The sequence below is a fragment of the Aquimarina sp. BL5 genome, from assembly GCF_003443675.1.
Taxonomy (GTDB): domain Bacteria; phylum Bacteroidota; class Bacteroidia; order Flavobacteriales; family Flavobacteriaceae; genus Aquimarina.
In genome coordinates this window covers 4360136-4384247 of sequence record NZ_CP031963.1, presented here as the reverse complement: position 1 = coordinate 4384247, position 24112 = coordinate 4360136, and the positions used below count along the sequence as shown (strand labels likewise).

General features: G+C 34.4%; 20 protein-coding genes. 7 read left to right on the top strand and 13 right to left on the bottom strand.

What is annotated here, in order from left to right:
• The first annotated feature begins 127 nt into the window (after nucleotides 1-127).
• Nucleotides 128-1888: an aromatic amino acid hydroxylase gene (locus tag D1818_RS18120; RefSeq protein ID WP_118460437.1), complete on the top strand. Its 1761-nt coding sequence runs from the start codon at nucleotides 128-130 to the stop codon at nucleotides 1886-1888.
• Between the two features lie 127 nt (nucleotides 1889-2015).
• On the opposite strand, the gene D1818_RS18115 is transcribed toward D1818_RS18120, so the two are convergent.
• The 4 genes from D1818_RS18115 to D1818_RS18100 form a co-directional block, all read right to left on the bottom strand.
• Nucleotides 2016-2621 (bottom strand): hypothetical protein, encoded by a 606-nt coding sequence (locus tag D1818_RS18115; protein ID WP_118463907.1) that lies wholly within the window; start codon nucleotides 2619-2621, stop codon nucleotides 2016-2018.
• A gap of 101 nt (nucleotides 2622-2722) precedes the next feature.
• Complete coding sequence (locus tag D1818_RS18110; protein WP_118460435.1) at nucleotides 2723-3700, bottom strand: hypothetical protein; 978 nt, start codon at nucleotides 3698-3700, stop codon at nucleotides 2723-2725.
• A 200-nt stretch (nucleotides 3701-3900) separates the two neighbouring features.
• On the bottom strand, nucleotides 3901-4311 hold the full coding sequence (locus tag D1818_RS18105) for a phage holin family protein (RefSeq protein WP_118460433.1): 411 nt from the start codon (nucleotides 4309-4311) through the stop codon (nucleotides 3901-3903).
• Complete coding sequence (locus tag D1818_RS18100; protein ID WP_118460431.1) at nucleotides 4304-4732, bottom strand: TIGR02594 family protein; 429 nt, start codon at nucleotides 4730-4732, stop codon at nucleotides 4304-4306. The genes D1818_RS18105 and D1818_RS18100 overlap by 8 nt, the downstream gene beginning before the upstream one ends.
• 267 nt (nucleotides 4733-4999) lie before the next feature.
• On the opposite strand from D1818_RS18100, the gene D1818_RS25430 reads away from it, so the two are divergent.
• Nucleotides 5000-5152 carry a hypothetical protein gene (locus D1818_RS25430; protein WP_158596861.1) on the top strand — a complete coding sequence of 51 codons (153 nt, stop codon included), beginning with the start codon at nucleotides 5000-5002 and terminating at the stop codon, nucleotides 5150-5152.
• Between the two features lie 72 nt (nucleotides 5153-5224).
• On the opposite strand, the gene D1818_RS18095 is transcribed toward D1818_RS25430, so the two are convergent.
• The 6 genes from D1818_RS18095 to D1818_RS25425 form a co-directional block, all read right to left on the bottom strand.
• On the bottom strand, nucleotides 5225-8458 hold the full coding sequence (locus D1818_RS18095; RefSeq protein ID WP_118460429.1) for a M14 family zinc carboxypeptidase: 3234 nt from the start codon (nucleotides 8456-8458) through the stop codon (nucleotides 5225-5227).
• A 281-nt stretch (nucleotides 8459-8739) separates the two neighbouring features.
• Nucleotides 8740-8874, bottom strand: coding sequence for a hypothetical protein (locus D1818_RS25810; RefSeq protein WP_256371965.1), 135 nt, complete (start codon nucleotides 8872-8874; stop codon nucleotides 8740-8742).
• A complete protein-coding gene (locus D1818_RS18090; RefSeq protein ID WP_118460427.1) occupies nucleotides 8858-9145 on the bottom strand; it encodes a hypothetical protein in 288 nt (95 codons plus the stop codon). Before D1818_RS18090 ends, D1818_RS25810 begins: the two co-directional genes overlap by 17 nt.
• A gap of 7 nt (nucleotides 9146-9152) precedes the next feature.
• Entirely contained in the window at nucleotides 9153-11792 is a 2640-nt protein-coding gene (locus D1818_RS18085; protein ID WP_118460425.1) for a zincin-like metallopeptidase toxin domain-containing protein, read from the bottom strand.
• A 124-nt stretch (nucleotides 11793-11916) separates the two neighbouring features.
• Nucleotides 11917-15342 carry a hypothetical protein gene (locus tag D1818_RS18080; protein WP_118460423.1) on the bottom strand — a complete coding sequence of 1142 codons (3426 nt, stop codon included), beginning with the start codon at nucleotides 15340-15342 and terminating at the stop codon, nucleotides 11917-11919.
• Between the two features lie 2 nt (nucleotides 15343-15344).
• Nucleotides 15345-15500, bottom strand: coding sequence for a hypothetical protein (locus D1818_RS25425; protein ID WP_158596859.1), 156 nt, complete (start codon nucleotides 15498-15500; stop codon nucleotides 15345-15347).
• Nucleotides 15501-15791: 291 nt separating this feature from the next.
• On the opposite strand from D1818_RS25425, the gene D1818_RS18075 reads away from it, so the two are divergent.
• Together D1818_RS18075 and D1818_RS18070 are read left to right on the top strand one after the other, a co-directional pair.
• Complete coding sequence (locus tag D1818_RS18075; RefSeq protein WP_118460421.1) at nucleotides 15792-16595, top strand: S24 family peptidase; 804 nt, start codon at nucleotides 15792-15794, stop codon at nucleotides 16593-16595.
• 196 nt (nucleotides 16596-16791) lie between these two features.
• Nucleotides 16792-17217, top strand: coding sequence for a hypothetical protein (locus D1818_RS18070; RefSeq protein WP_118460419.1), 426 nt, complete (start codon nucleotides 16792-16794; stop codon nucleotides 17215-17217).
• A gap of 28 nt (nucleotides 17218-17245) precedes the next feature.
• Here the strand turns inward: D1818_RS18070 and D1818_RS18065 are convergent, their stop codons facing one another.
• Entirely contained in the window at nucleotides 17246-18193 is a 948-nt protein-coding gene (locus D1818_RS18065; protein WP_118460417.1) for a GSCFA domain-containing protein, read from the bottom strand.
• A 56-nt stretch (nucleotides 18194-18249) separates the two neighbouring features.
• Nucleotides 18250-20880, bottom strand: a complete 2631-nt coding sequence (gene alaS / locus D1818_RS18060; RefSeq protein WP_118460415.1) for an alanine--tRNA ligase — start codon at nucleotides 20878-20880, stop codon at nucleotides 18250-18252.
• Between the two features lie 174 nt (nucleotides 20881-21054).
• Here alaS and D1818_RS18055 point away from each other — a divergent pair, with 174 nt between their 5' ends.
• Genes D1818_RS18055 through D1818_RS18045 form a run of 3 tightly spaced genes read left to right on the top strand, consistent with a single transcriptional unit; the run spans nucleotide 21055 to nucleotide 23488 of the window.
• Complete coding sequence (locus D1818_RS18055) at nucleotides 21055-22032, top strand: M23 family metallopeptidase (protein WP_118460413.1); 978 nt, start codon at nucleotides 21055-21057, stop codon at nucleotides 22030-22032.
• Nucleotides 22033-22037: 5 nt separating this feature from the next.
• Entirely contained in the window at nucleotides 22038-23156 is a 1119-nt protein-coding gene (locus D1818_RS18050; RefSeq protein WP_118460411.1) for a CapA family protein, read from the top strand.
• A 2-nt stretch (nucleotides 23157-23158) separates the two neighbouring features.
• A complete protein-coding gene (locus D1818_RS18045) occupies nucleotides 23159-23488 on the top strand; it encodes a MerR family transcriptional regulator (RefSeq protein WP_027395257.1) in 330 nt (109 codons plus the stop codon).
• A gap of 11 nt (nucleotides 23489-23499) precedes the next feature.
• Here the strand turns inward: D1818_RS18045 and D1818_RS18040 are convergent, their stop codons facing one another.
• The gene (locus D1818_RS18040; RefSeq protein ID WP_118460409.1) at nucleotides 23500-24111 is read right to left on the bottom strand and encodes a hypothetical protein; all 612 of its coding nucleotides are present in this window, start codon (nucleotides 24109-24111) and stop codon (nucleotides 23500-23502) included.
• Nucleotide 24112 lies beyond the last annotated feature (1 nt).

Sequence of the window (24112 nt, the reverse complement as noted above, 5' to 3'; positions counted from 1 at the left end):
TAATAATAACAGCATACATTGTTAAAACCCTACACTGAATAAACAAAATTAGTTAATTAATTCTAATATTAGCTGTAAAACCAGTACTTTTCCGCAACAAAAACCCTGCTTAAAATCTGTTTTATAAATGTCATCACAAATAGAATCAAACCCTTTACTTGATAGATTACCTCCTCATCTAAAACAATTTATCAAACCTCAAAACTATGATGAGTACACTCCTATTGATCAAGCCGTATGGAGATATGTGATGCGTAAAAATATTGCTACATTAAGCAAAGTTGCGCACAATTCTTATTTAAAAGGATTGGAAAAAACGGGTATTTCTATAGATGAAATCCCTAGTATGTATGGAATGAATCGAATTCTGAAAGAAATTGGCTGGGCGGCAGTTGCTGTAGACGGATTTATTCCCCCAAATGCTTTCATGGAGTTTCAAGCCTATAACATTCTAGTAATTGCATCCGATATTAGACAATTAGAAAACATAGAATACACGCCGGCTCCTGATATTATTCATGAAGCTGCGGGGCACGCTCCGATCATTGCCAATCCAGATTATGCGGAATATTTACGTCGTTTCGGGAAAATAGGATGCAAAGCTATTTCATCTAAGAGAGATTATGATATATATGACGCCGTCCGCACGCTTTCTATATTAAAAGAATCACCAAATGCCGATCCTGTAGCGATTCAGAATGCAGAAAATCGAGTCACCGATTTACAAAATCAAAAGTCAGAGCCTTCGGAAATGGCTTTGATTCGTAATCTACACTGGTGGACAGTAGAATATGGGCTTATTGGCACTATAAATGATCCTAAAATTTATGGCGCAGGATTACTTTCTTCTATCGGAGAAAGTGAATGGTGCATGACCGATAATGTAAAGAAACTTCCCTATACTCCAGATGCTGCATTTCAGGATTTTGATATTACAAAACCTCAACCGCAATTATTTGTAACTCCTGATTTTGCATATTTGTGTCAGGTTCTGGAAGAATTTGCCGATACTATGGCTTTACGAAAAGGAGGACATCGTGGACTTGCTAAACTTATTGAGTCTCAAAATTTGGGAACCATAGAACTAAGTACTGGTTTACAAATCTCTGGGATTTTCACCAGAATGATCAAGAATGAGGATAATGAGGTTATCTATTTTGAGACAGAAGGACCTACTGCACTTTCTCATAGAGAAAAAGAATTGATTGGTCAGGGAACCGATACACATCCTAACGGATTCAGATCTCCTCTTGGAAAATTAAAAGGCATAAATCTAGCCATAGAAAATATGTCACCAAGAGATCTGAAAGCATATAATTTTTATGATGGTGAATACATCGAATTTGAGTTTGAAAGTGGAATTACAGTTGCGGGAATAAATATCACTGGAATGCGAAACATTAAGGGAGAGCTTATTCTCATCCAGTTTAAAGAATGTACTATTAAATATAAAGATGAATACTTATTTAAACCGGAATGGGGAACCTTCGATTTTGCCGTAGGAAAAGAAATTATATCAGCTTTTTCAGGACCAGCAGATGACTACTCCTTCGATATGGTTACACATAACCCAGACATGAACACTATAAAGAGAACTTACACCGCACAAGAAGAAGAATTACACACTCTATACCAAGCGGTTAAAAATGTAAGAAATGGTGAAAACACTAAATTTTCTCTGGAGGCTGTTTTTGCTATCATAAAAAAAGATCATCCCTCGGACTGGTTATTATCGATTGAGATTTATGAATTGGTTTGTGATAGAGATCCTAATTTTGCTGATCATATTCTTAAACATCTAGAAAATGTTAAAACTAAAAAACCTGAGATAAAACATCTAATTGATAGTGGCATTGAAATTATTGCACAGAAAACTTTGATAAGCTAAAGATGAGTTAAAGCTATCTGACGAAATGTTTTTTATCAACCTGAGCCCTTCGGTAAGCTCTGGTATAGTTGATTTCGGCAGACCAACAATAAATATTAATACTTTTAAACATATTATTATTTGGAATCTATCTGATTCTGATTCCTATACCCACATTATGGGTTACGCTAGATAACTCACTAAAATTCAATCTGTAGTTTACAAACCATTTCCCTTTTCTGTTGTATTGCAGACCAAGGCTTATATTGCTATACTTTTCTTGATTGCCTCCTACTTCTCCAAAACCATATAAACCACTTCTATACACAGATGGATGTTCGATAACGGTAGTTGTGTTAATTTCCTTAGGGACTTTCAATTTATAAGAAAGATTGCTTTTTAACAATTCTCCTTTCAACAAACCATAACTATATATTTCTATATCTTCATTCTGCAATGTATCCCTATACTCTCTAGCTTCTTCAAAAAGATGTGCTTTTTGTTCTGGAACTCCTTGTTTTTCTCTGATAGATATCTCAGAATTATTCTCGGTAACGATCTTTGGGACATATACTGTTCTATATTTTTCTGTTTGAAGATGAAAAGTATCTATTTTAGTTTGCCAAATCGTATCGGTTACGATCGTTATTTTTGGTTTCGGATCTAGATCCAGTTCTCTAACACATTGCCTTTGGATTAAAATATAAATAAACAGTACCATTATAATAAACAACAAAGACTTATTGCTTGACATTTTATACAACATTTAATTTAGAATTTTAAATTTCGGAAAGTTTACCAGGTTACAACTAAATGCAACCTGGTTTTATTATTTAACATCACCAATCACAGTAACTATATTACTTTATCCAAAGCAGCCTTTAAAGTTTTTAAAGAAACCTGAGCTACTATTTTTCTTGAGTTAGCATCTGTAGATAATTGTAAATATCCATTTACAACATCAATATTCTCAATTACACGATTCTTAATAGATTCTACTTCATCATTCATTGTATCAACCTGAATAAGTTCAAATTTCAAAGAAACATCTTCTAACAGTTTATTAGTTACTGGACCACTAAACGATATCATTCTATATCCTATATAATTACTATGGACGAACGTCTCTTTAGTAGTATCAACAATAAAAGAGAGCGGATATTTATTTGCTCTAACTTTTATTTTTCCTTTGTTTTTAAAATATGCGAATGCACCAGTAGAGGATGAGTAAATATTTTTCACAAAGAAAAAGCTTCCGATAACCGTGCCATCAGGATCCTGAAGCTTATCTACTTCAATAAAATCTTTATCAAAAGTAATTTCATCTATTTTCACATTAGCATATGTTCTAACGTCATGTTTCAAAACAGAGTTTTTTAATGCTTTATAATCCCCTTCAGAATTAGACACTTTGTTATTTAATGCAGCCGTAATCGCATTATTTCGAACCGGGTTGACTGAAGTAGCAGATAACACATTATCAACGGTAACACTACCGCCTCCTGATAAAGATAAGGATGCTAGTTTCTCTTTTTCAGCATTTGTAAAATCATTACTAGACAGCCCTTTATTTGTTTCGACAGTAACTTTCTCAGCCAAAGCTTCTAATAACCCATTTACTTGATCAATATCCCAAAATTTCGGAATATCAACACTAGTTCCATCAGTAAATTCAATTATTACTGGATCATCAGCATTATCCAACACTTTTTTTACAATTTCCCCTTCACTTTTGTGATAAAAACCATCTATTAACTGCTCGTATTGCTGCTCCGTCGGAATATCTCCTGTTTCAAAATATGACTTAAGTTCTTCTTTTGTTTTTATTGACATTTTTATTTTTTTAAGCACATTATTAAATTATTTTCCTTTTGAAAATTGCCACATCCTGATTATTTCGGCACTTTGATTTACAACATAATTGTACATATCACTACCTGTAAGGTGTAACGTGTAAAAAGTTTATCGAAATGGTATATGTTGTAATTTCAGTGAAGAAATAACCAGAAAAGTAGCAGTTTATCTATATCTCTTTATTTTTTTCCTTCTTTCGAGATACTATTTATGGTTTCCGAAATACCTCCGGATTTCATTAAAGTCATCAATGCTTTAAATAAATCTATACCATAAATTTTATTGAAGTTTTCTAAAATAGATTTTATCTCCGTAATGGCCACAAATCCTGCAATAATCTTAAGAAAAGGAACCTCATCTACGATGAAGGTTTCTAATAAAAAGGATGCTAGAATTACCAAGTTATAGATAAAAAACTTAGAGATCGTATTACCAATACCTTGACTACTTATTGGAATTTTATTTTTATAGGACGCATACGAACCTGTAATAAAATCCACCAAAATTAGGAAAACCATTGTCATCATAACACCGTTCACTGGTGAGAGGATCGTAAGCAACCAAAATACCATACTTATAATTTTATCCATGTCTTGTTAATTTTTTATACTCTAAAACTCGATTCTTAGGATATGCACTTATACACACCTTATTGTTCTGATTACCTCCCAGAACATAAACAAACCCTCTGGTTTCTTTGATAAAAAAACCAACATGGCCTTTCCAGCTATTGGGGCTTTCACGCCACAGCACCACTACATCTCCTACACTAGGTGTATTGGTAGATTTCCCAACATTGAGCCAACTACGAGCATTAAGTTTACCAGAATAAGAATAACCAGTTTTTTTAGCTACCCAATTTGCAAATGCACTACACCAGGCAGTTTCATCTTTCAATTTCACACCATCAAAGCCTAATTCACTAAAGTAGGAAACGATCTGTGGATGATCTTTGGAGCCATTAATCTCCGTAACGCCATACTGAGATAGCGCCATTTCTAAAATATTCATACGTTAAAAATGTTTTGATTACTTCCTTGTAAATTATTCCTATTCAAAAAAAATCTATCATATTCGTCACGAAACTTCGTAACTTCTTTTTTGAGGATTCTTTTTGAATTGTACTCATTACTTAGAAATAGATTAATTGCACAAAAAAAGTTATGATTTTAGAGCTTAATTATAAACCTGCAGGAACCTAAAAAATCTCTTTCTTTTTTGCACATAATTACAGTAAACTGTTAGTACACTTTTATCATCAATTTGTCATTAAAACTAATGATTACCAGTACGTTGAAAAGCGTATACAAATATACGAATACAACAAGGGTTTATAAAGATTATCTCCCTTTACTTACTGCAACTACGGGAGCAAAACCGGCTATTTACTATTTCGGATTATTAACTGTTCTCGAAGAAGAAAAAAGCTGAATCCTAGGTAAGAACCATAGAATCCAGCTTTCTAAAAAAATACATAATCTCTCTTCTAAAAGAAGGGAATTTTTATTGTATTATAAATCTCTTGATTTTTTTGTCAGCATCATTTCCTACCTGCAAAAGATACAAGCCATTAGACAAACTACTTACATCAATATTCCCATCTGTCATTTCTTTACTTATTACCTTTTGACCGGCGTAATTATAGATCGTAATACTAGCATCTTGACGTGGAAGACCACTAATAAACAAGACTCCTTCTGTCACAGGGTTAGGATACAATTGAAGCGTTCCTCTAGTTTTCAAGCTACTTGTAACATTCGCTCTTGAAGCAGTCGCCCCTCCGATATTTACGGTATAATCTTCTACTTCTCCATATGTAAATGTTTCACAAGGAGTAGCAGTAGCATTGTACTTTAAACTTACACGCATTCTTGTGGCTCCTGTTGATGCACTAGATGGCACCGTAAAATCATAGGATTGATTTGCATCACTACGTGTAGATTCTGAAACTATTAACTCTGAAGTATCAAAAGTTCCATCTTGGTTATAATCAATCCACACATTCCAATATTCTGTATAAACCGTTCCAGTATAATTAAGGCTTAATACAATCGTATTTTGTCCATAAGACACAGCACCTGTTAAGTTTGTATAATCTGTATACCCGCTAGTAGCTGCAGAAGTATTATCGATTCCTCCAATACTTACATAATCGATATATTCATCATTTACATTATTACCTTGACTGCTGCAATACGTTATTACAACTCCTGAAGTGGTAAAAGTTACAGAATCACTTGCTAAGGAACTATTTCCTGCGGCATCTTTAGCCACTATAACCAATGTGTATTCTGAATTAGGATTCAATCCACTAACCGTAGTATTAGCAGTGGTAGATGTAGCTATTAAAGTAGTTCCTTCATAAATTTCATATTCAGAAACCCCAATATTATCCGTAGATGCATTCCAAGATAAATCAACGGTAGTTCCAGTAATATTTGATGCTGTTACATTGGTTGGTGTAGATGGAGCTTGCGTATCAGGAGTTGTAGAAATGATCTTAAGATCATCAATAGCCATATCACTTCGGAATCCATTTCCTGTAGTACCTTTAAACTGAAGCTTGATTACAGATCCGGCATATGCAGAAAGTTCTATAGAAGCCTGGTTCCATTGATCTCCTTGACTTCCGTTTCTACCCCAAAGCGAAGTGTAATTAACTCCATTATCAGTACTTACCAACACCTCTAATGACCCCATGTTAGTTCCATTCATATGATATCCAAATTCTAATGTTGCGCCAGTTAACGCTTCGAGATCAACACAAGGACTATCCAGCAAAGCTATTTTCCCAGGATATCCATTTCCATTACCAGAAGCTTCGGTAAACATATAAAATGAACCTTCCTGAGCTGAGGATGGTCCTGTTCCGTTAGACGGTGTTCCATTACTATCACGAGTCCAATTAATATCATCGCCTGTAGCATTTACCCATACACCTACACTGGATTCAAAACCTTCTGTATATGGAAATGTAGAAATTCCTGAACAAGCAGGTACTCCTGTTGTAGTAAAAGTTATTGAACTACTATATGGAGATGTAGTTGCACCTGCACATATACTACGTACTTGGACTTCATAAGCCGTTTCTGTCGTAAGATTCGTAAGATTCGTAGTGTTCGTATTAGCAGAAACCACAGTCCAATTCGTAGTTCCGGTTTCCCTATATCGAACATCAAAGGTAGCTCCAGCACTACCAGACCAACTTAGGCTAGCACTAGTTGATTGTACCGAAGATGCAACCAATCCTGTTGGTGCAACCGCTCCAATAGGAGTTAACTGTACATCTTGGATTACTGCTTGACCATCTGCAATCGTGACTCCGGTGATTGTTTTTGATTCGTAGCATTCTGCTTCATAAACTAAAGTGTAAGTTCCAGATTTGATAGGCCGATAATAATCTCCTTCTGGTAATTCTGTTGGTGTCCAGGTTTCGTAGGTCTCTTTTCCTACGACAGTTACTTTAGCATCAATCGCTTGATTAGTCACAGCATCTGTAACAACACCGCGTATCCCATAGTTTACTTGTTTCAGAAAACCAATCAAAGCTTCTTGATTATAGTTCCAAAAATTCACTAACTGATTCGCTGGCGGTGTTTTGGCATTAGAAAGTTCTACTGTTACTTCTCTTCCTTTATGATAATATATCTGATAATCTTGTCGTCCTCCTTGCACTTCGTACCAAGCATAACCATTGGTAATTCCATTATTCAGTGCATCAAAATATCCATTAGGGCTATTCTGCTGACAAAAATCTCTGTATTCTTCTGATACGTGTACAAAATAGTCCTCATCAGGATGTGCTCCAGCATACGTATCCCAAGGATAATTAATAAGTTCAATTCCTCCATGAAAATTAGCCGATAGTACAAAATGTTTAGAGGCTGCAAAATCCATAAATCGTTGCGTTTCTATCTGATGACTATTCCCATCAGGATTTGTTCCATCATCCGGATCAGGATAGTTTCGATTAAGATCTACGTTATTGGCATTACCTCTAGTTGCATTTGCTACGGATGTATTATTTGCACTATTCCTATACGTTCCATCTGGATTTGCTAATGGGTTAATCCACACCTCATTATTATCCAATAGTTGTTTAATCTCTGCATGTCTTGGATGCGATGTATCATTATATGTAGTTAGTAAAAAATCAATCAGATTGAGCATCATAGGATATCCTGCAATCTCATCTCCGTGCATTGAAGAAGTATACATTACTCGTGGTTCTTGTTCGTTTGACCCCACATTATCGGACAGCTTCACAAAAAGCAAGGATTTATCTCCTTCTGTAGTAGCGCCTATATTTTCTACTTGGCATATGGTAGGATTATTAGTTGCAAAATCATTCATCATACTTACATAATCGGCATATGTAGGATATGCAGTTAGTGGAAATGTAGCTGCTTTTACAGATAAGTCTGATGTCATCGTTCTATACCCTATGATATTATCTTCCTGTGTTGTTGTAAAAGGTATATTTTTTTGCAGAAACTGATCAAACTGCATTTGATTCGCCATTAGTTTTACGATTCCTGTAGCTTCATCATAATGAACAATGGATAACTCCTGAGTGATAGATTGTAGTTGAGAAGGATTGCTTATAACGATATCGAATATCACCTCTCCTTTTAGGTTTAGGTATTCAATAGCTCGTTGTTTTTGGGTTTGCTGTGCAAATAGTGAAGTGCCTAGGATCATACAGACCCATAAGGCAAGCGTTAATTTTTTCTTCATGGTTTTTAAGAGTGTTTGTGTGAGACATACTTTGGTTAAGTAGCGGTCAATACAGTTAAATTGGTTTATTAATCCTAAAGATAAGTTAAAAAAGAATAAAAACCCCGCAGAACAACAGATCTTTTAACTAACATACACTCCAGTATTTCAATAGATTAACTAGTTAAACCACCCTATCACCAGTACTGTAAAAAGCTACTATTACGAGAAAAAAGAATAAAAAAAACCGCTCGAATTGAGCGGTTTTAAAGTTCTGTTATCTAAAATAACTAGAAATATTTTTAAAGCTCTTGCTCATCACTTAAGCCATTCAGAAATTCTTTAAATGAACTTGCTAAGAACTCAATATCCTCACCTTCATCCATATCATGATACCAAATGAAAATGTTACCATAATTTTTATTCCAACTCTTCAAAACCGTGAGGAGTAATAATATAAAGAGGTTCACCAGTTTCAGCATTTATATCTATCCCCATAGTTCGCTCTTCTAAACCCCAAATCTCTCCATATGTGACCATATAAATATTAATTTTTTGGCCCTTATATTTTCCAAAAGGAATTGGAGATGACAAATCCGCCTTAGATTTGAATCTAACATCGTCTTCTTTATCAATACTAGAATATTCAACACTTTTTTCCTCTAAAATCTTAAGAGCTATATCCAAAGCTTCCTTTTTACTAATCATATTGAAGTTATTTTTTATTAATAATTTTATTTATATCTATTTGTTTTCTGACAGTTGGTATATCATCTAAACTAAAACTAGGGATGACAGGATCCTTTCCAAACACACTCCTAATTCGCTCATTAATATACCATAATGCATGTTCAATTTCTTCTTTGGTGAGATAATTTCTATTATTGATTAATTTGTTGAAAACAAATGTTTCTTTAATCAATTCTCCAGAAGTACCTTTACCGCCTAATTTTAGATACCTTTTTAAACCTAATTCTTTAGCATGTCTAAAATGCATAAATTCATGGAAAAACTCATAGATTGTAGCACCTTTTCTTAAAACAATTTTCATTTTCACACCATCAGTTATAAAAATAGCCGCGGCAGATTTAGGCATTTTAACACTCCTTCCTTTACTTAAGAAAAAACCCTTAATGACTTCAGAACTATTCACGGAATGTAACTCCAATTCTACTCCTAATTCATCAAGTTTTTTGCTGATCAATCTAATATCAGCCTTTTTCAACCTCTGACCTCTTCTTCTTCCCCTTCCACTTATTTGTATTTTATCCCAATCTTCTAATAAGTCAATTTGAGATTTTCTAAAACTTATTTGTTCATCCAAATACTTCAACAAATCATCTTCTTTCTTCTTAATGATCTCAGACAATTCTTTAACCAAATCCTTTTCTTTTTCAAAACTTTGAATGATGAGGCCTTTGTATTGGATTTCGTATTTAAGTGTTTCCGGATTCTTTCCAAACTTAACTCCAACTTTCCCTAACTCTTCAATAGTTTTCTTACCAAGCTTTCTAATAGCAACCGCCGATAAAGGGTCTAAAGAAAATAATCCTTGAAACTTAGCTCCTACGGCAGCCTCCGCCTTTACAAATGCCAAAACATCATTCAACCATTTCTCCAGATCCTTTAATATCTTAGGAAAATCTTCGAGTTTTTTACGTATAACAGCTATGAGTGACAAAAAGGTATCTACACTCATAGTTACTGTTTTTCTTACTGCTTTATAAGCTCCTTTAGCTAAAGATGCGTAGGACTTAACAGCCAACTGCAAAGCCGTTCCCACGGTTTTTGCACCTCCCGTAAGAATCCCAAACACTACTTCTTCTACTATAAAACCAATCAGATATCCAATACCATATCCCAGAGAATCTCCGGTAATATTGATACTTGGTGGCGATGTAATAAAACGCACGAATAATTTTCCCATAAATACAAAAGTTGCCTTAATATTTTTGAGCGTAAACAACTTTACAGTAGTTTCCAAAGCATTCTCAAACATCTCCATAAATAGACTAAATTGAGAACTCGGATTTTCCAGGGTATTCTGCTGTACATTATTTAACCCGACAACGGCTTTGCAAATCAAGCTGATGATATCAAAAATCCCTTTTACTACATCTACCAGACTATTGATAATCCCTACCAAAAAAGCATTGATAAAAACAAAGGAGGTTTTGATAAATTCAATCGCCTGCCCAATAATATCTTTGATAAAACCTTTGGCTTCTTTGATTACATCAAATAATACCCGAAGTCTCCTTTTGATATACTTTTTAAGCGAATCTATCTGTAAAGCATCCACTCCGCGCTGAATCTGAGCTTCTAGTACATTCAGAATTTTAGTAAACTGAATGAATACCTGTTCATTATCTGCGTTTTCGTTTGCTTTATCCGCAGTTTGAATCAAATTGAATCCAGGTAATATAGGTGTATAGGTTTTGGATATATTACCTTCCTGATCATACGCTTTGTAATAATTATCTCCAATTTTTAGGTTATTCTCGATCGCTTTGGAAACTTCATCCATCGCATCCGCTATCTTCCCTAAAGCAAAATTCACAGGAATCTTACTAACACGACTTCCCCAAAGCAGTGCTTTTCTTATAAAATAAAAGTTACTACTCTTATCTTGCAGGTGATCTTGCAATACTTCGAGCACAGCTCCCCTGCTAACATCTAAGTCATATACTCTTGCCAATTTTGTAATATCCTTAAACGGAAGATCAGCATTTTGCGAGATTGAATTTCCAGAACGTATTCTAATAACAGATCCAAAAAGATTATACTTATCATTTTTCTCAATGAATAACACTAGTTCATTATGTAAAATATCCGTTGTTTTCTGATAAGCTCTTTCTAGTTTTACACCATCATTAGAGATAAAAAGAACAATGGATGTTTTTTTCTGATTCAATTCATCATTAAGCTCTGTAAGCCTAGGAGGAAATTTAGTTTTTCTTCCGATTCCTTGAGCCGTTATTACTACCTCATCTAATACATTACTTTCTGGAATATGAATAAAGAATTTAGTTTCAAATAAGAAAACATCAAATTCTCTATTCAGTTGATCCACTCTTCTTTGTTCTTCGGTATTTAAAAAAACCTCTTGAGGAATCAGATAATCTTCTACTACTATCGCAGGATATATAGTTCCTGACTCTTTCAGTTCAGCTTTATTAGTATCTTCTAGCAATGTAATTTCTTGATAAATTCCGAATCCTGTTGTTGCAGTATTATTTTCATCTAGTATTTCAATTTTATCATTGAAAACGGTAATATTTGGAAATGGCTGGTATTTTTTATCAAAATTCCTGATACCATATTCATATGCATACATAATTGTTTTCTTTTGCATTAATATTAATTTAAGGCATACAGTATCCCCTAATCCTTAATTTGCGGGGACACTGTATGCAGTGAATTTGAAACCATTTTTTTTAGGTTTTACAATTCACCTTTTCCTTATATTCAAAATGAAATTATGATACTGCTGTATCACCTACTGCATCAGATCCAACACCTACCGTATCTGTAGATTCATTATCACCCCCAATAAGCTCATTGGTTTGCTGGATTGGATTAAGATCAGAATCAAACTGAGACCAGTCTGCGCAATCAGAATCGCATGGTAATCCTTCTACATTAAGGCCAATTGATCCTGCCTGAATAACTGTTAGAGAAGTAGGAACACGAGTTTCCCAAGTTTCTTCTACTACGCTTTCTGGATTCTGAAGTTCTTCTACAATAGAAACAAACTCTTCATCATCAATGGTTGGCACTTGACCGCCATTCCAGATCTGACCTGTTGCCAGATACCAGTTCACCATTTCTTCAAATCCAGGACGTACTGTAATAATTACTCTGGCCATACCGCTCTGCAAGAATGCTTTAAATAATGGGTCATTATTTTCTACGATATATTTACCACTCCATTTAGATTTTGCCGCCCAGTAAAACGGGTAGAACTGATAACTCATAATATCCCATTCAAAAGCTTGTTCAAAAAACTTAACTTTTGCTGCATATGAATCTAATCTATCGTTTGTATGATCTGGTCTGATTTCTCCTAATTTATTTCTTTCCAGAATCATATCTTTACCAATATTTTCATTACCTAGCAAATACGTAATACAGTTTTTTCGAAGCACCGTTTTTTCGATCTGACGATAGAATCCCGGATTTGTCTTAAAGGTTTCATCTTGTAATTTTCTTTGTTCTGCAATTTTTTCTTCGTACTCGGCTAATTTGGTCTCATAAGCTTCAATAATTGCATTAAAAGATTGTTGTTGCCACTCTTTAAGTGCTTTATCAGTTAAATCACAGTGAGCTACTACATTAATACGAACTCCTCCGACATCTGCGCCAGAAACAGAAACTGCTAATTCATTCTCAATACCTCCAAGAGAAAAGCTTCGTTTTTCATCCCAACTTGCTCCTCCTTTTGAGAAATGATAATCACCAACTGAAACCGTAGCGTATGTATATTCTATCCCTTTTGGAACAAAAACAAATCCTGCATCCATATTAGCATAGGTAGCTTTATACCCTTCAGGAATTCTCATATTAAAATTACTAGCACCTGGATAATTATGCGCGCTCATATAGGTATTCCCATTTACGCTAAAGGATTCAGAAACTTTTATTCTTCTGGAAATACTATCCACCTCTGCATTATAGACTCCAGCCCAATGTGAAACCGTACTATCATTTATCTTTGTTGGATTAGAAAGATTAAACGAACTTGATACTCTTGGATCTACGGGTTTTATTAAGACTTCTGCATCAATATCTCCTTTTAACCTTACCGCTTCATCATGAAAAGCAGCTGGTTCAGGAATCATAAATTCATACATCAATCTCTTACCATAGTTTAGTATGCTATTGTTATAAATTTTATCCACCCAACGATATACTCCTGAGATATGCTTGTCTCCTTTGCGGTTATCAAATCCGTGCGAACTATTTTCTTCGTATTCTTCGATTACCTTAGTCACACGTTCTTCTCGTACTTTTTGCACTACGCGATCTAATGCTCTTTCTGTTAATTCTTTTGCTTGGCTTACTGCTTGAAGATTTGATTCTTCTTTACTAGTATTATTAGCATAACTCACATTGGCGTTGGCACTAAATCCGGCATTAGAATACGACACTCCAGCCGCTGCAGCAAAGGATTGGTCTTTAGCAATTATACTTGCTACCTCTTGATTCATCTCAAAACGCCCAGTAGAGGTTGTTTCCGTTAAGGTTTCCGTTTCTTGCTCCGTGGATGTAGTCAGAGTATCTTCTTGTCTACGCAATCTTCTGGTAGATTTTTCTTTATACTCACGCGCCATAATATTCTCGATATGAGAAACTTCTCCTGGAACATAACAACACACTTCCTGCTCTACTTTACGATAATCTGCTATTCCTAAACGTTGAATTCCAAAACCAGTAGGCGCTTCATCGTCAGAACTTCCTGGATTACCTCCAGAAACTAATGTCAATGTTCCAGTAGAACATCCATTGGTACTAAACCCAGGAATATTGAATTTGTACTTAGCTCCATTAGAGAATGTAATATCACCCTTAAATCGTGCAATTGGTTTATTAATTATGATCCCTTTTGATAAAATAAGAGATATACTATTGTTAAATTTCCTTTGCGTAAAAGCTCCATTGGTATTATTCGTGCCGTCTGCAAAGTTTACGTGATATAAAGTACTTGCTACATCAAGACTCGAATCTGGAACTTTTATGGTCATTATAATCGAATATCGATTAGATTCAATCTGTCCCAAAGTACAGCAACTATACGTAAACGCACTTCCATCAGAAACTCCCAATACTGGAAACGTTGCTCCCAACACGTTTATTTGCTTTGTTCCTAATTCAGTATTCTCAGAGATAACCTCATTGTTCTCCTTGATTTTTTCAGAGACCATTTCCTTTACTTCTGCCAGAGAATCTATTAGGAAATTCGTACTTAAAGAATTTACATAAGACTTTGTATTATCACCTAACAAACTAAGAACCTTAGGGTCTTCTAACTCATTTGTTGGAATAAAATCATATTCTGGAAGTTTTAAATTCTCATATTTTTGAATTGCTATATTATTACCCGTATCAGAATCCTCTATAACTTTATCGATAATAGTAGCATCAGCATAAGCTTTCTGTATCTGGCCATCATATTTTTTTTGATAAGATTCCTGTGCTTTTTGATTTTCTTTAATATAGAGGTTTTCTGCACGCTCCACCTCTGCAAGAATAACATTTAGCTCATCATTTTTCTCCGTAGCTATTGCAATATTCATTTCTTTCTGAAAATCTTTTGCCATTACAGGCTGATCAGGTCTAGGGTCTATCGGACTCGAACCTTGATCGAATAAAGATTTATCAATAACAACTCTGGTTTGAGCTAATTTTCTATAAGCTTCATCTGTTTTTTCTAATCTAACAGACTTTTTTACAAAATAGTCCGCTACAATTAATGACAACAACAAATCTCTTAAATAAGGAGATCCTTCTGTTAAAATACTGCTATGTAAATCATCCCATATCTGTAATAACTGTCTATTCGTAAGCACTTCTCCATCCACATCTGCTATTTTAGCATCAGTTTCTGCAACTGTTAACTTTGTTCTATTTGCAATTAACCACCTGGCAAAGTCCACTAAATCTGGTACATCATTCTTAAGATCATCAATAGAAGTGTATTTCGGAACATACGTTGTTACCGCTTCAGCAAGAGCATTAGTAGCCATCTCAATAGAACCTGAAGATCTAGCCGCTGAGATAATTACGCTATCATTAGAAACGGATGGGTAACTAATAAATCCATTTGCTTTTTCTTGATCCCCGATTAATTCTGGAGAACGCATGGTTACAAATCTGTATAATGTGTTCTTAATGTTTTGACTCATGTTTAGTCTTTTAAAATGTTATAAATTGTTTTTTCTGAAATGAAGAGCTGATCTATCAACTCTTCGACAATGACTTTCATTTGTTTTTCTGAATTGTTTTCGACATAATTCTGAACAAACTGTTTACGCTTTTCTAATAACAGTCTACTTCGTTGCATAGGTCTTTTTTAATTTTAAATTAGACACAGAAATACCACCCTATTCAAACTTTTGTTTGAATAGTTAACCGTCTAAAGTGATTTTAGCACGACGTCTTATACTAGTTCACCTGAAAATGTTGCAATAGAAATAACACAAATGTTTGATTATGAATTATTTTTCGTACTTTAGCAACTAATTACAGTACAAATATACAACATTTTACAGAAAATAGCAACAAAATACAGAAATATTCTGTAAAATGTTTAAATTTATTTTCATCATATGTTTTTAACTAAAAAATTTAAAAAATGGTAGCGATAGATGAAAAGATTAGGGAAATAATAGATTTTTTTGGCTTAAACAATCATTCTTTTGCTAAACGAATAGGCGTAACAAGCACAACAATAGATAGCATTACCACAGGAAGACTACAGTCTGATGGTTCTAGAAAGCGAACTAAACCCGGATATGATTTACTGGAACGTATTATTGATGAATTCGATATTGATCCAGAGTACCTTTTTGGAAAAAGTAAGGAATTATTGAAACAAAAACATCAAGAAACTCAAACATATGGTGGAATTCCACAAGTAGTTGCTGTAAATCAAGAAGGCGATGAAAATGTAGTATATGTCCCCATCAAAGCAAGAGCCGGATATCTGGATGGATATGGAGATACCGAATTTATAGAAACCTTACCTTCTTTTAATATGCCACATCTAACTAATGGTACCTTTAGATGTTTTGAAGTACAAGGGAATTCTATGGTGCGTACTTTTTTTGATGGAGATTTGGTTTTTGGCAAATATGTTGAGGATTTGAATGATATTAAGGATGGACGCATCTATGTTATTGTAAGTAAAAATGATGGTATCGTATTAAAAAGAATTATTAATAGAATCGAGGAACGAGGAAAGCTCATTCTTAAATCCGACAACAAAGATGGTAATTACCCAACCTATACCATCAATTCAGAAGAAATCATGGAAGCTTGGTATGTTACAATGTTTGCTTCTAAACAAATGCCGGAACCAGTTGATGTATATGATCGTTTGCACGATTTAGAAACCAAAATCGTTATACTAGAAGAAGAACTGAGAAGAAATAATTAGATAAAGATCGGGCATAACCAATATAGTTATTACCCGATCTCACGTAAAAAAACCTCACAATAAAGCTTTTGTACTTATGTATCTATCCTAACCTTTAGTGTTACCAAATACCAATAGGTCAACATTATAATATATATACTTATGGAATGTTTTTTGATGCTATAAACAATCTAATTGATCAACTAATTTTTCTAGTATGAGAAATTCTAAACTTCTATTTTTTATTATATCATTTACTTTTATCGGTTCCTTGTGTTCTCAATCCATACAAACACCATCCTTAAGTTATAAGAAGACAACTAAAACATTGATCATAGACTCTATTCCAGTTACCACTCCTATTAATTATCGTTTAACAGGGATTAGCAAAAACGATTATAACTATAGGCAATTCTTAGGAACTATAATAGTATCAGACTATCCTTCTTTTGGAATTTCAAGAGTTTGTCCATTTTTAGTAGTAAGAAACAATGCGTTTACTCATAAATCGCTTTTTGATCCTCTAGTAAATAACTCTTTACAGCAACAACAATCCTGGGATAATCCTTATGGTACAGATTCATTTGGAGTAGGAGTTATAGCAGGTAGTATACAATTTTTATCGAGTATATTTAAAAAGTAACTATTTCTTTTTTACAACTTCAAGTATTTTAGAATGTAATAAAAGAATATTTTTGTTGAAGTTCATGCTTTTTGTGTTCTAAATTTTGCAGAAAAGAAAGATGCTGCTTGCTTTTTGGATTAAATGGCCTATGGGCTATTGCATTTTGGATTTCCTTAACTCTATGCATCGTTTTTAATGCTTCTTCAGAAATCCAAGTTTGTTTAAAATATTCCCATATATAATCGATAGCAACCTTACTTGGATGAATCATATCCGTATCATAAAATCTATAATCTCTTAGTTCATCCATCATAATTTCATAAGAAGGAAAATAACCGCAGTTATTATCAGAAGTTATTGCTTTATGCACTGCAGCAATCAGGTGTGATTTACTTAGATTATTTTCTACAAAACCATCCTTACTATGTCTAACTGGAGATACGGTGAATATAATCTTTACAGTTGGATTTAGACTTCTAATCAGACCAATACTATTTTGCAAACACTGACACACTTCCTCTGCAGACAATAACTCTTTAACAAACTCCTTTTGCGGTACTTTATGACAATTTGCAACCACCATATCCAGTGACTGTAAACGATATACCCAAGCCGTACCTAATGTAATACAGATATGGGTAGAAGATTGAATCTTCTGATGCGCATGAGCCAAGGATTCATTTAGAGATTGCAACAACTGTTTCTGATCTGGATGACTTAACTTAGAATGTGCATCAAAACAATGCCATTGTTCATTATGATAAAACAAATCAGTTTCAGTATATTTTTCTTTCTGAGTAGCCATCCAAAGAAAAGTTTCAATTGCTTTCGGATGAAAAAGTATTCCAAAAGGGTTGATCAAGGTTTTGAACTTAAAATACTCAAACTTTTCTCCGATATTTTCAGCAAAGCAAGATCCTAACAATAATAAATCAGCATCGTAATCTATTTTAGGTTGCTGAGGTTTTAAGGGTATTTTGGTTTGTAGAATCATTGACTTACAAACCCTTAACTTCTCCCACAAAAGAGTGCTAAGGGATATATTTTTAGTTATACATATTGTTTAGCTTTTTCCAAAGCTTCTTCTATTCCTGCTGGATTCTTACCTCCGGCTGTTGCAAAGAACGGTTGACCACCACCACCACCTTGGATGTACTTTCCAAGCTCACGAACTACCTGACCAGCATTTAGTCCTTTTTCCTCGACTAGGTTTTTAGAAATATAACAAGATAATAATGCTTTACCATTATTCTCAGTTCCAAAAAGCATAAATGTATTTTCTATTTCTCCTCCTATTTCAAAAGATAAATCTTTTATTCCTGCCGGGTCAAGATCTACTTTTTTAGCTAAAAACTTAATACCGTTTATCTCTTCAAATTCTGACTTAAGATCTCCTTTTAGGTTTTTCGCTTTATCCTTGAGTAGTGCTTCAATCTGTTTTTTAAGACTTGTATTCTCATCTTGCAATGCAGTAATTGCTTTGATAGGGTCTTTTGGGTTTTTCAAAATAGTTTTCACCTCAGAAAACGCTTCGGATTGGTTGGTAAAATAATCCTTAGCTGCATCACTGGTAATCGCCTCAATTCTTCTGATTCCTGCCGCTACTGCACTTTCTGATGTTATTTTAAAATGCCATATATCACTAGTGTTTTGCACATGGATCCCTCCACATAATTCCATAGATTCTCCAAAACGGATTGCACGAACAGCATCTCCATATTTCTCACCAAACAAAGCAATTGCTCCTTCAGCAATAGCTTGATCATAGGATATATTTCGTTTTTCTTCCAGCGGTAACGCTTCTCTTATTCTAGCATTCACAAAATCTTCTACCTGTTGTAACTCATCTGAGGATACTTTAGCAAAATGAGAGAAATCAAAACGTAAGTTTGCGCTGTGCACCATAGATCCTTTTTGCTCTACATGAGTTCCTAAAACTGAACGCAATGCCTGATGCAATAAATGAGTTGCGGTGTGATTTGCCGCCGATGTAGCACGCGCCTTATCACTTACTACTGCTGTAAAAGTGTCTTCTATATGACTAGGTAAACTTTTTGTAAAATGAATAATCAAGTTATTCTCTTTTTTAGTATCTATTATATAGCATACACCACCATTAGAAGCTTCTAGATATCCTTTATCTCCAACTTGTCCTCCACCCTCTGGATAAAAAGGTGTATTATCTAAAACCAATTGATACAACTCTCCATCTTTCTTGCTGTTCACTTTGCGGTATCGAGATATTTTTGTCTCGCTTGAAGTATGATCATATCCTATAAATTCCTCTTTGGCATTAGGAATCAAAATCTCCCAATCTCCAGCTTTCACCTCAGAAGCGGCTCTGGAACGATCTTTTTGTTTTTGTAATTCTTCTTTAAATACTTTTATATCATATTCATATCCTTGCTCAGATAGAATTAAAGCTGTAAGATCCTCAGGAAAACCAAATGTATCGTATAATTCGAACACTTTTTCTCCAGATACCACTTTTCCTTTAGTCCCTTTAATTACATTATCTAACAATACTAATCCTTGGTCTAGCGTTCTTAGGAATGAGTTTTCTTCTTCTTTTATAACATTGGTGATTAAATTTTTCTGAGATTTTAATTCAGGAAAAGCATCACTCATTTGATTGCTAAGCGTATCTACCAGTTTATAAATAAATGGCTCTTTGGTATCCAAAAAAGTAAACCCGTATCTGATAGCTCTTCTCAAAATTCTTCGGATTACATATCCTGCACCCGTATTGCTTGGTAATTGACCATCTGCTATAGAAAATGCAACGGCTCTAAGGTGATCCGCAATCACACGGATTGCCACACTTACTTTACCGTTTTCATCAGTCGGTAAACTATCTTTATCATAGGTAGCATTGGTTATAGTCTCTATCTCCCTAATTATTGGAGTAAACACATCCGTATCATAGTTAGATTTCACACCTTGCAGCGCCATACACAATCGTTCGAATCCCATTCCTGTATCTACGTGCTGTGCTGGTAGTTTTTCTAAAGAACCATCTGCCTTACGATTATATTGCATAAAAACAAGATTCCAAATTTCCACCACTAATGGATCATCCTGATTCACTAAATCACGACCAGGTATTTTTGCTTTTTCTTCTTCAGATCTTAAATCTACATGAATTTCTGAACAAGGTCCACAAGGTCCTTGATCTCCCATTTCCCAAAAGTTGTCCTTTTTATTACCCATGATGATACGATCTTCTGGAACTATATTTTTCCATAAATCATACGCTTCCTGATCCATATTCAGGTTTTCATCTTTTGCTCCTTCAAAAACTGAGACATATAGGATATCTTTATCAATCCCAAAAACCTCTGTTAATAATTCCCAAGCCCACTCTATAGCTTCTGTTTTGAAATAATCACCAAAACTCCAATTCCCCAGCATCTCGAACATCGTATGGTGATAGGTATCCATACCTACTTCTTCCAGGTCATTATGCTTACCACTAACTCTTAGACATTTTTGCGTATCGGTAATTCTATTATTCTTTGGAATTCCGTTTCCTAAAAAGAATTCTTTAAACTGATTCATCCCCGCATTGGTAAACATCAAGGTAGGGTCGTCTTTAATCACCATAGGTGCAGAAGGCACGATACTATGCTTTTTGGATTCAAAAAACGCTAAAAATTGGTTTCTGATGTCTTGGGATTTCATTTTTTTATATTTTCTTTATAATCAATTAATTACCGTTAGTTATCTGAAGATATGCTATCGATATTTGTCAGTTTTTTCTGGACTTGGTCACATTTTATTATATTTGTTCCAGCCCCAAAGTATAAACAAGCCTATTTTTGGCTAATATCCTGCAAAAATAGTATATTTTAGATTATGTCAAAGGTTAAATATTACTACGATAGCGAGACGCTATCTTATCGTAGAATTGAGCAAAAGAAAGGACGCAAATTTGGCTTTGCTATTTTAGGTGTTCTCGGTGCTTTTTTAGCTGGTTTTGTGTTATTATTAATCTACCTAAACATCCCTCAATTAGAGACTCCCAAGGAAAAAGCATATAAACGAGAATTGGAAAACATGAAGCTTCAGTATGCGCTTATGAACAAACAACTGAAGAAAGATCATGCGGTTCTAGACGAAATTGCAGAAAGAGATGATAATATATATAGACTTTATTTTGGTGCTCCACCAATTCCTGCAGAAGTAAGAGAAGCTGGTTTTGGAGGAGTTAATAGATATAAAGGTTATGAAGGTTATGATAACTCAGAAATGATTATCGAAAGCCAAAAGCAAATAGATAAGCTCACTAAACAAATAGCAGTACAATCTATTTCTCTGGATGAAATTAAAGATTTAGCAGAGCAAAAAGAAGAATTGTTATCCACAATACCAGCCATCCAACCTATACAAAACTCTGATTTAAAACGCATGGCTTCGGGATATGGATGGAGGAGTGATCCTTTTACAAAAGCAAGAAAGTTCCATTATGGCATGGATTTTTCTGCTGCTACAGGAACTCCAATATACGCTTCTGGTAACGGTGTAGTTACTAGAGCAGATGCTAATTCTACAGGTTATGGAAAGCACGTTCGTATCGACCACGGTTTTAACTATGTGAGTCTTTATGCCCACTTAAATAAATACAATGTAAAAAAAGGGCAGAAAGTAAAACGTGGAGATGTTATAGGTTATGTAGGAAGTACCGGGAGATCTGTTGCCCCTCACTTACATTACGAAATATTCAAAGATGGTGAACGCATCAATCCACGTAACTTTTACTATGGAAGTTTAACTTCTGAAGAATTTAATATAATGCTAGAAGCTTCCAAATTGATTAATGAAACCTTAGATTAAATCTTATGCGTAAAGCACTTCTTTTTGTAATTCTAATTGGTTTTAGTTACACTATACAAGGACAGAAATTTTCAAAAGAAGCTATTGACTCCATGACGGGAATCGTTGAGAATTTCAAGTTGGAAATGGAAAAACTTTCGGCTCCAAAAAGCATAAAATTGATGGCCGTGGGAGATATCATGATGGGAACAAATTTTCCTAAGGAGCATTATATGCCTCCTGGTGATAAAGGTCCTTTTGATGATGTAAATATTGTTTTAAAAGAAGCTGATATTCTTTTTGGTAATTTAGAAGGCACACTTACTGATGAAGGTGAAAATGCAAAACGATGTTCTGATCCTTCTAAATGCTATTCATTTCGCTCTCCAGAATCTTTCGGCAAATACTTAGAGGAAACTGGATTCGATGTTATGAGTATTGCCAATAATCACATTGGAGATTTTGGGGCTATTGGTATTAGAAATACTGCTAAAACTCTTGAAAAACATAATATTGCCTATGCCGGGATTTTCGCTCAGGAATCCACTATATTCGAAAAAAATGGAATCACATATGGATTTTGTGCTTTTGCCCCAAACAAAGATTGCGTAAAAATTCATAACTTAACAAAAGCAAAAAGCATTGTTAAAGAACTAAAGGAAAAAGTAGACATCGTTATTGTTTCTTTTCATGGTGGAGCAGAAGGAGCGGATCATACACACGTAACCAGAAAAACGGAACGTTTTTATGGAGAAGATCGTGGAAATGTCTATCTATTTGCTCATACGCTGATAGATGCCGGAGCTGATATTATTTTAGGACATGGCCCTCACGTATCAAGAGCTTTTGAGGTTTACAACAATAAGTTTATCGCCTACAGTTTAGGTAATTTTTGCACCTATTCCAGGTTTAATTTAACTGGAATTAAAGGATACGCTCCTATTGCTGAAATAGAAGTAGATCCAGAAGGAAATTTTATCAAAGGTAAGCTTCATTCTGCTAAACAGATTGATGAGGTATATCCTTTTATCGATGATAAAAAAAGAGCGCTAAAAGAAATTAAAAAACTGACTGGGAAAGATTTTCCGGAAAGCAACTTGGTGTTTGAAGAAGATGGAAGTTTTACCCAAAAAAATGAGAATTAACTATGTATGTTGACTTACCAAAAAAAATGTACTATGGTATTGGCGAAGTAGCCGATGCATTTGATGTAAATGCTTCTCTTATCCGTTTTTGGGAAAAAGAATTTGACATTCTAAAACCAAAAAAGAATGCTAAAGGAAATAGAAAGTTCACTCCAGAAGATATCAAAAACTTGGAGCTCATATATCATTTGGTAAAAGAACGTGGGTTTACGCTAGAAGGTGCTAAAATTCATCTCAAAGAACAAAAACAAGAGGCTCTTGATAGTTTTGATATCATTAGAAAGCTAGAATCTATCAGAGGACAATTGCTGAAGATTAAAGAGCAGTTATAACAATCTAATTATTACCTTGTCATAAGGTAATTTCTATAAATACTGGCTTCAATCTTAGAAACATCCGATTGCATCCGAGTAAGCTTTTTGATGCTGGCTATTAAGGGGAAATCTTTAAAGTTAACTTCTAACCAATTCCTCCTTCTACCATCCCTATCACGCACTTGGCCAGTACTTAAAGTATTATTTATTTTGGTTTTTAGTCTTGGAGTTTCTACTAACGCAATAAGATTCTCCCTAAGCTCATTGGTTCTCGTAATAAACTCTTTTCCTTTTTGAGATAACCCATTTTCGGTAAAAAACATGTTATTAGGTTGATCCATCAGCTCATAATTTTCCGAATCTTTTTCTCCTAACATTTCTAGTTTTACTGATTCCAGATATTTTTTAAAATCTTTCGTTAAAAAACTAACCTCTTGAGCTTTGTGCCACATGTCCGGATCTGTAATCAATTGCAACAACGAATCATTTTCTTTTTCTAAAGGATACGCTATTTGCTCTAATTTTTGATCCATACGAACATAATCAGTAAACATTTTCTTTCTGGCTCTAGAAACTAAAAAGCTGATTCCCGATACAACGAAGACCAATAACACCAGTATGATCAAAAGTGGTTTTTTCATT

Excerpts from the sequence above, each read along its gene's own strand:
- D1818_RS18120 (WP_118460437.1), top strand. The coding sequence starts at position 128 with ATGTCATCACAAATAGAATCAAACCCTTTACTTGATAGATTACCTCCT.
- D1818_RS18115 (WP_118463907.1), bottom strand. The coding sequence starts at position 2,621 with ATGTCAAGCAATAAGTCTTTGTTGTTTATTATAATGGTACTGTTTATT.
- D1818_RS18110 (WP_118460435.1), bottom strand. The coding sequence starts at position 3,700 with ATGTCAATAAAAACAAAAGAAGAACTTAAGTCATATTTTGAAACAGGA.
- D1818_RS18105 (WP_118460433.1), bottom strand. The coding sequence starts at position 4,311 with ATGGATAAAATTATAAGTATGGTATTTTGGTTGCTTACGATCCTCTCA.
- D1818_RS18100 (WP_118460431.1), bottom strand. The coding sequence starts at position 4,732 with ATGAATATTTTAGAAATGGCGCTATCTCAGTATGGCGTTACGGAGATT.
- D1818_RS25430 (WP_158596861.1), top strand. The coding sequence starts at position 5,000 with ATGATTACCAGTACGTTGAAAAGCGTATACAAATATACGAATACAACA.
- D1818_RS18095 (WP_118460429.1), bottom strand. The coding sequence starts at position 8,458 with ATGAAGAAAAAATTAACGCTTGCCTTATGGGTCTGTATGATCCTAGGC.
- D1818_RS18090 (WP_118460427.1), bottom strand. The coding sequence starts at position 9,145 with ATGATTAGTAAAAAGGAAGCTTTGGATATAGCTCTTAAGATTTTAGAG.
- D1818_RS18085 (WP_118460425.1), bottom strand. The coding sequence starts at position 11,792 with ATGCAAAAGAAAACAATTATGTATGCATATGAATATGGTATCAGGAAT.
- D1818_RS18080 (WP_118460423.1), bottom strand. The coding sequence starts at position 15,342 with ATGAGTCAAAACATTAAGAACACATTATACAGATTTGTAACCATGCGT.
- D1818_RS25425 (WP_158596859.1), bottom strand. The coding sequence starts at position 15,500 with ATGCAACGAAGTAGACTGTTATTAGAAAAGCGTAAACAGTTTGTTCAG.
- D1818_RS18075 (WP_118460421.1), top strand. The coding sequence starts at position 15,792 with ATGGTAGCGATAGATGAAAAGATTAGGGAAATAATAGATTTTTTTGGC.
- D1818_RS18070 (WP_118460419.1), top strand. The coding sequence starts at position 16,792 with ATGAGAAATTCTAAACTTCTATTTTTTATTATATCATTTACTTTTATC.
- D1818_RS18065 (WP_118460417.1), bottom strand. The coding sequence starts at position 18,193 with ATGATTCTACAAACCAAAATACCCTTAAAACCTCAGCAACCTAAAATA.
- alaS (WP_118460415.1), bottom strand. The coding sequence starts at position 20,880 with ATGAAATCCCAAGACATCAGAAACCAATTTTTAGCGTTTTTTGAATCC.
- D1818_RS18055 (WP_118460413.1), top strand. The coding sequence starts at position 21,055 with ATGTCAAAGGTTAAATATTACTACGATAGCGAGACGCTATCTTATCGT.
- D1818_RS18050 (WP_118460411.1), top strand. The coding sequence starts at position 22,038 with ATGCGTAAAGCACTTCTTTTTGTAATTCTAATTGGTTTTAGTTACACT.
- D1818_RS18045 (WP_027395257.1), top strand. The coding sequence starts at position 23,159 with ATGTATGTTGACTTACCAAAAAAAATGTACTATGGTATTGGCGAAGTA.
- D1818_RS18040 (WP_118460409.1), bottom strand. The coding sequence starts at position 24,111 with ATGAAAAAACCACTTTTGATCATACTGGTGTTATTGGTCTTCGTTGTA.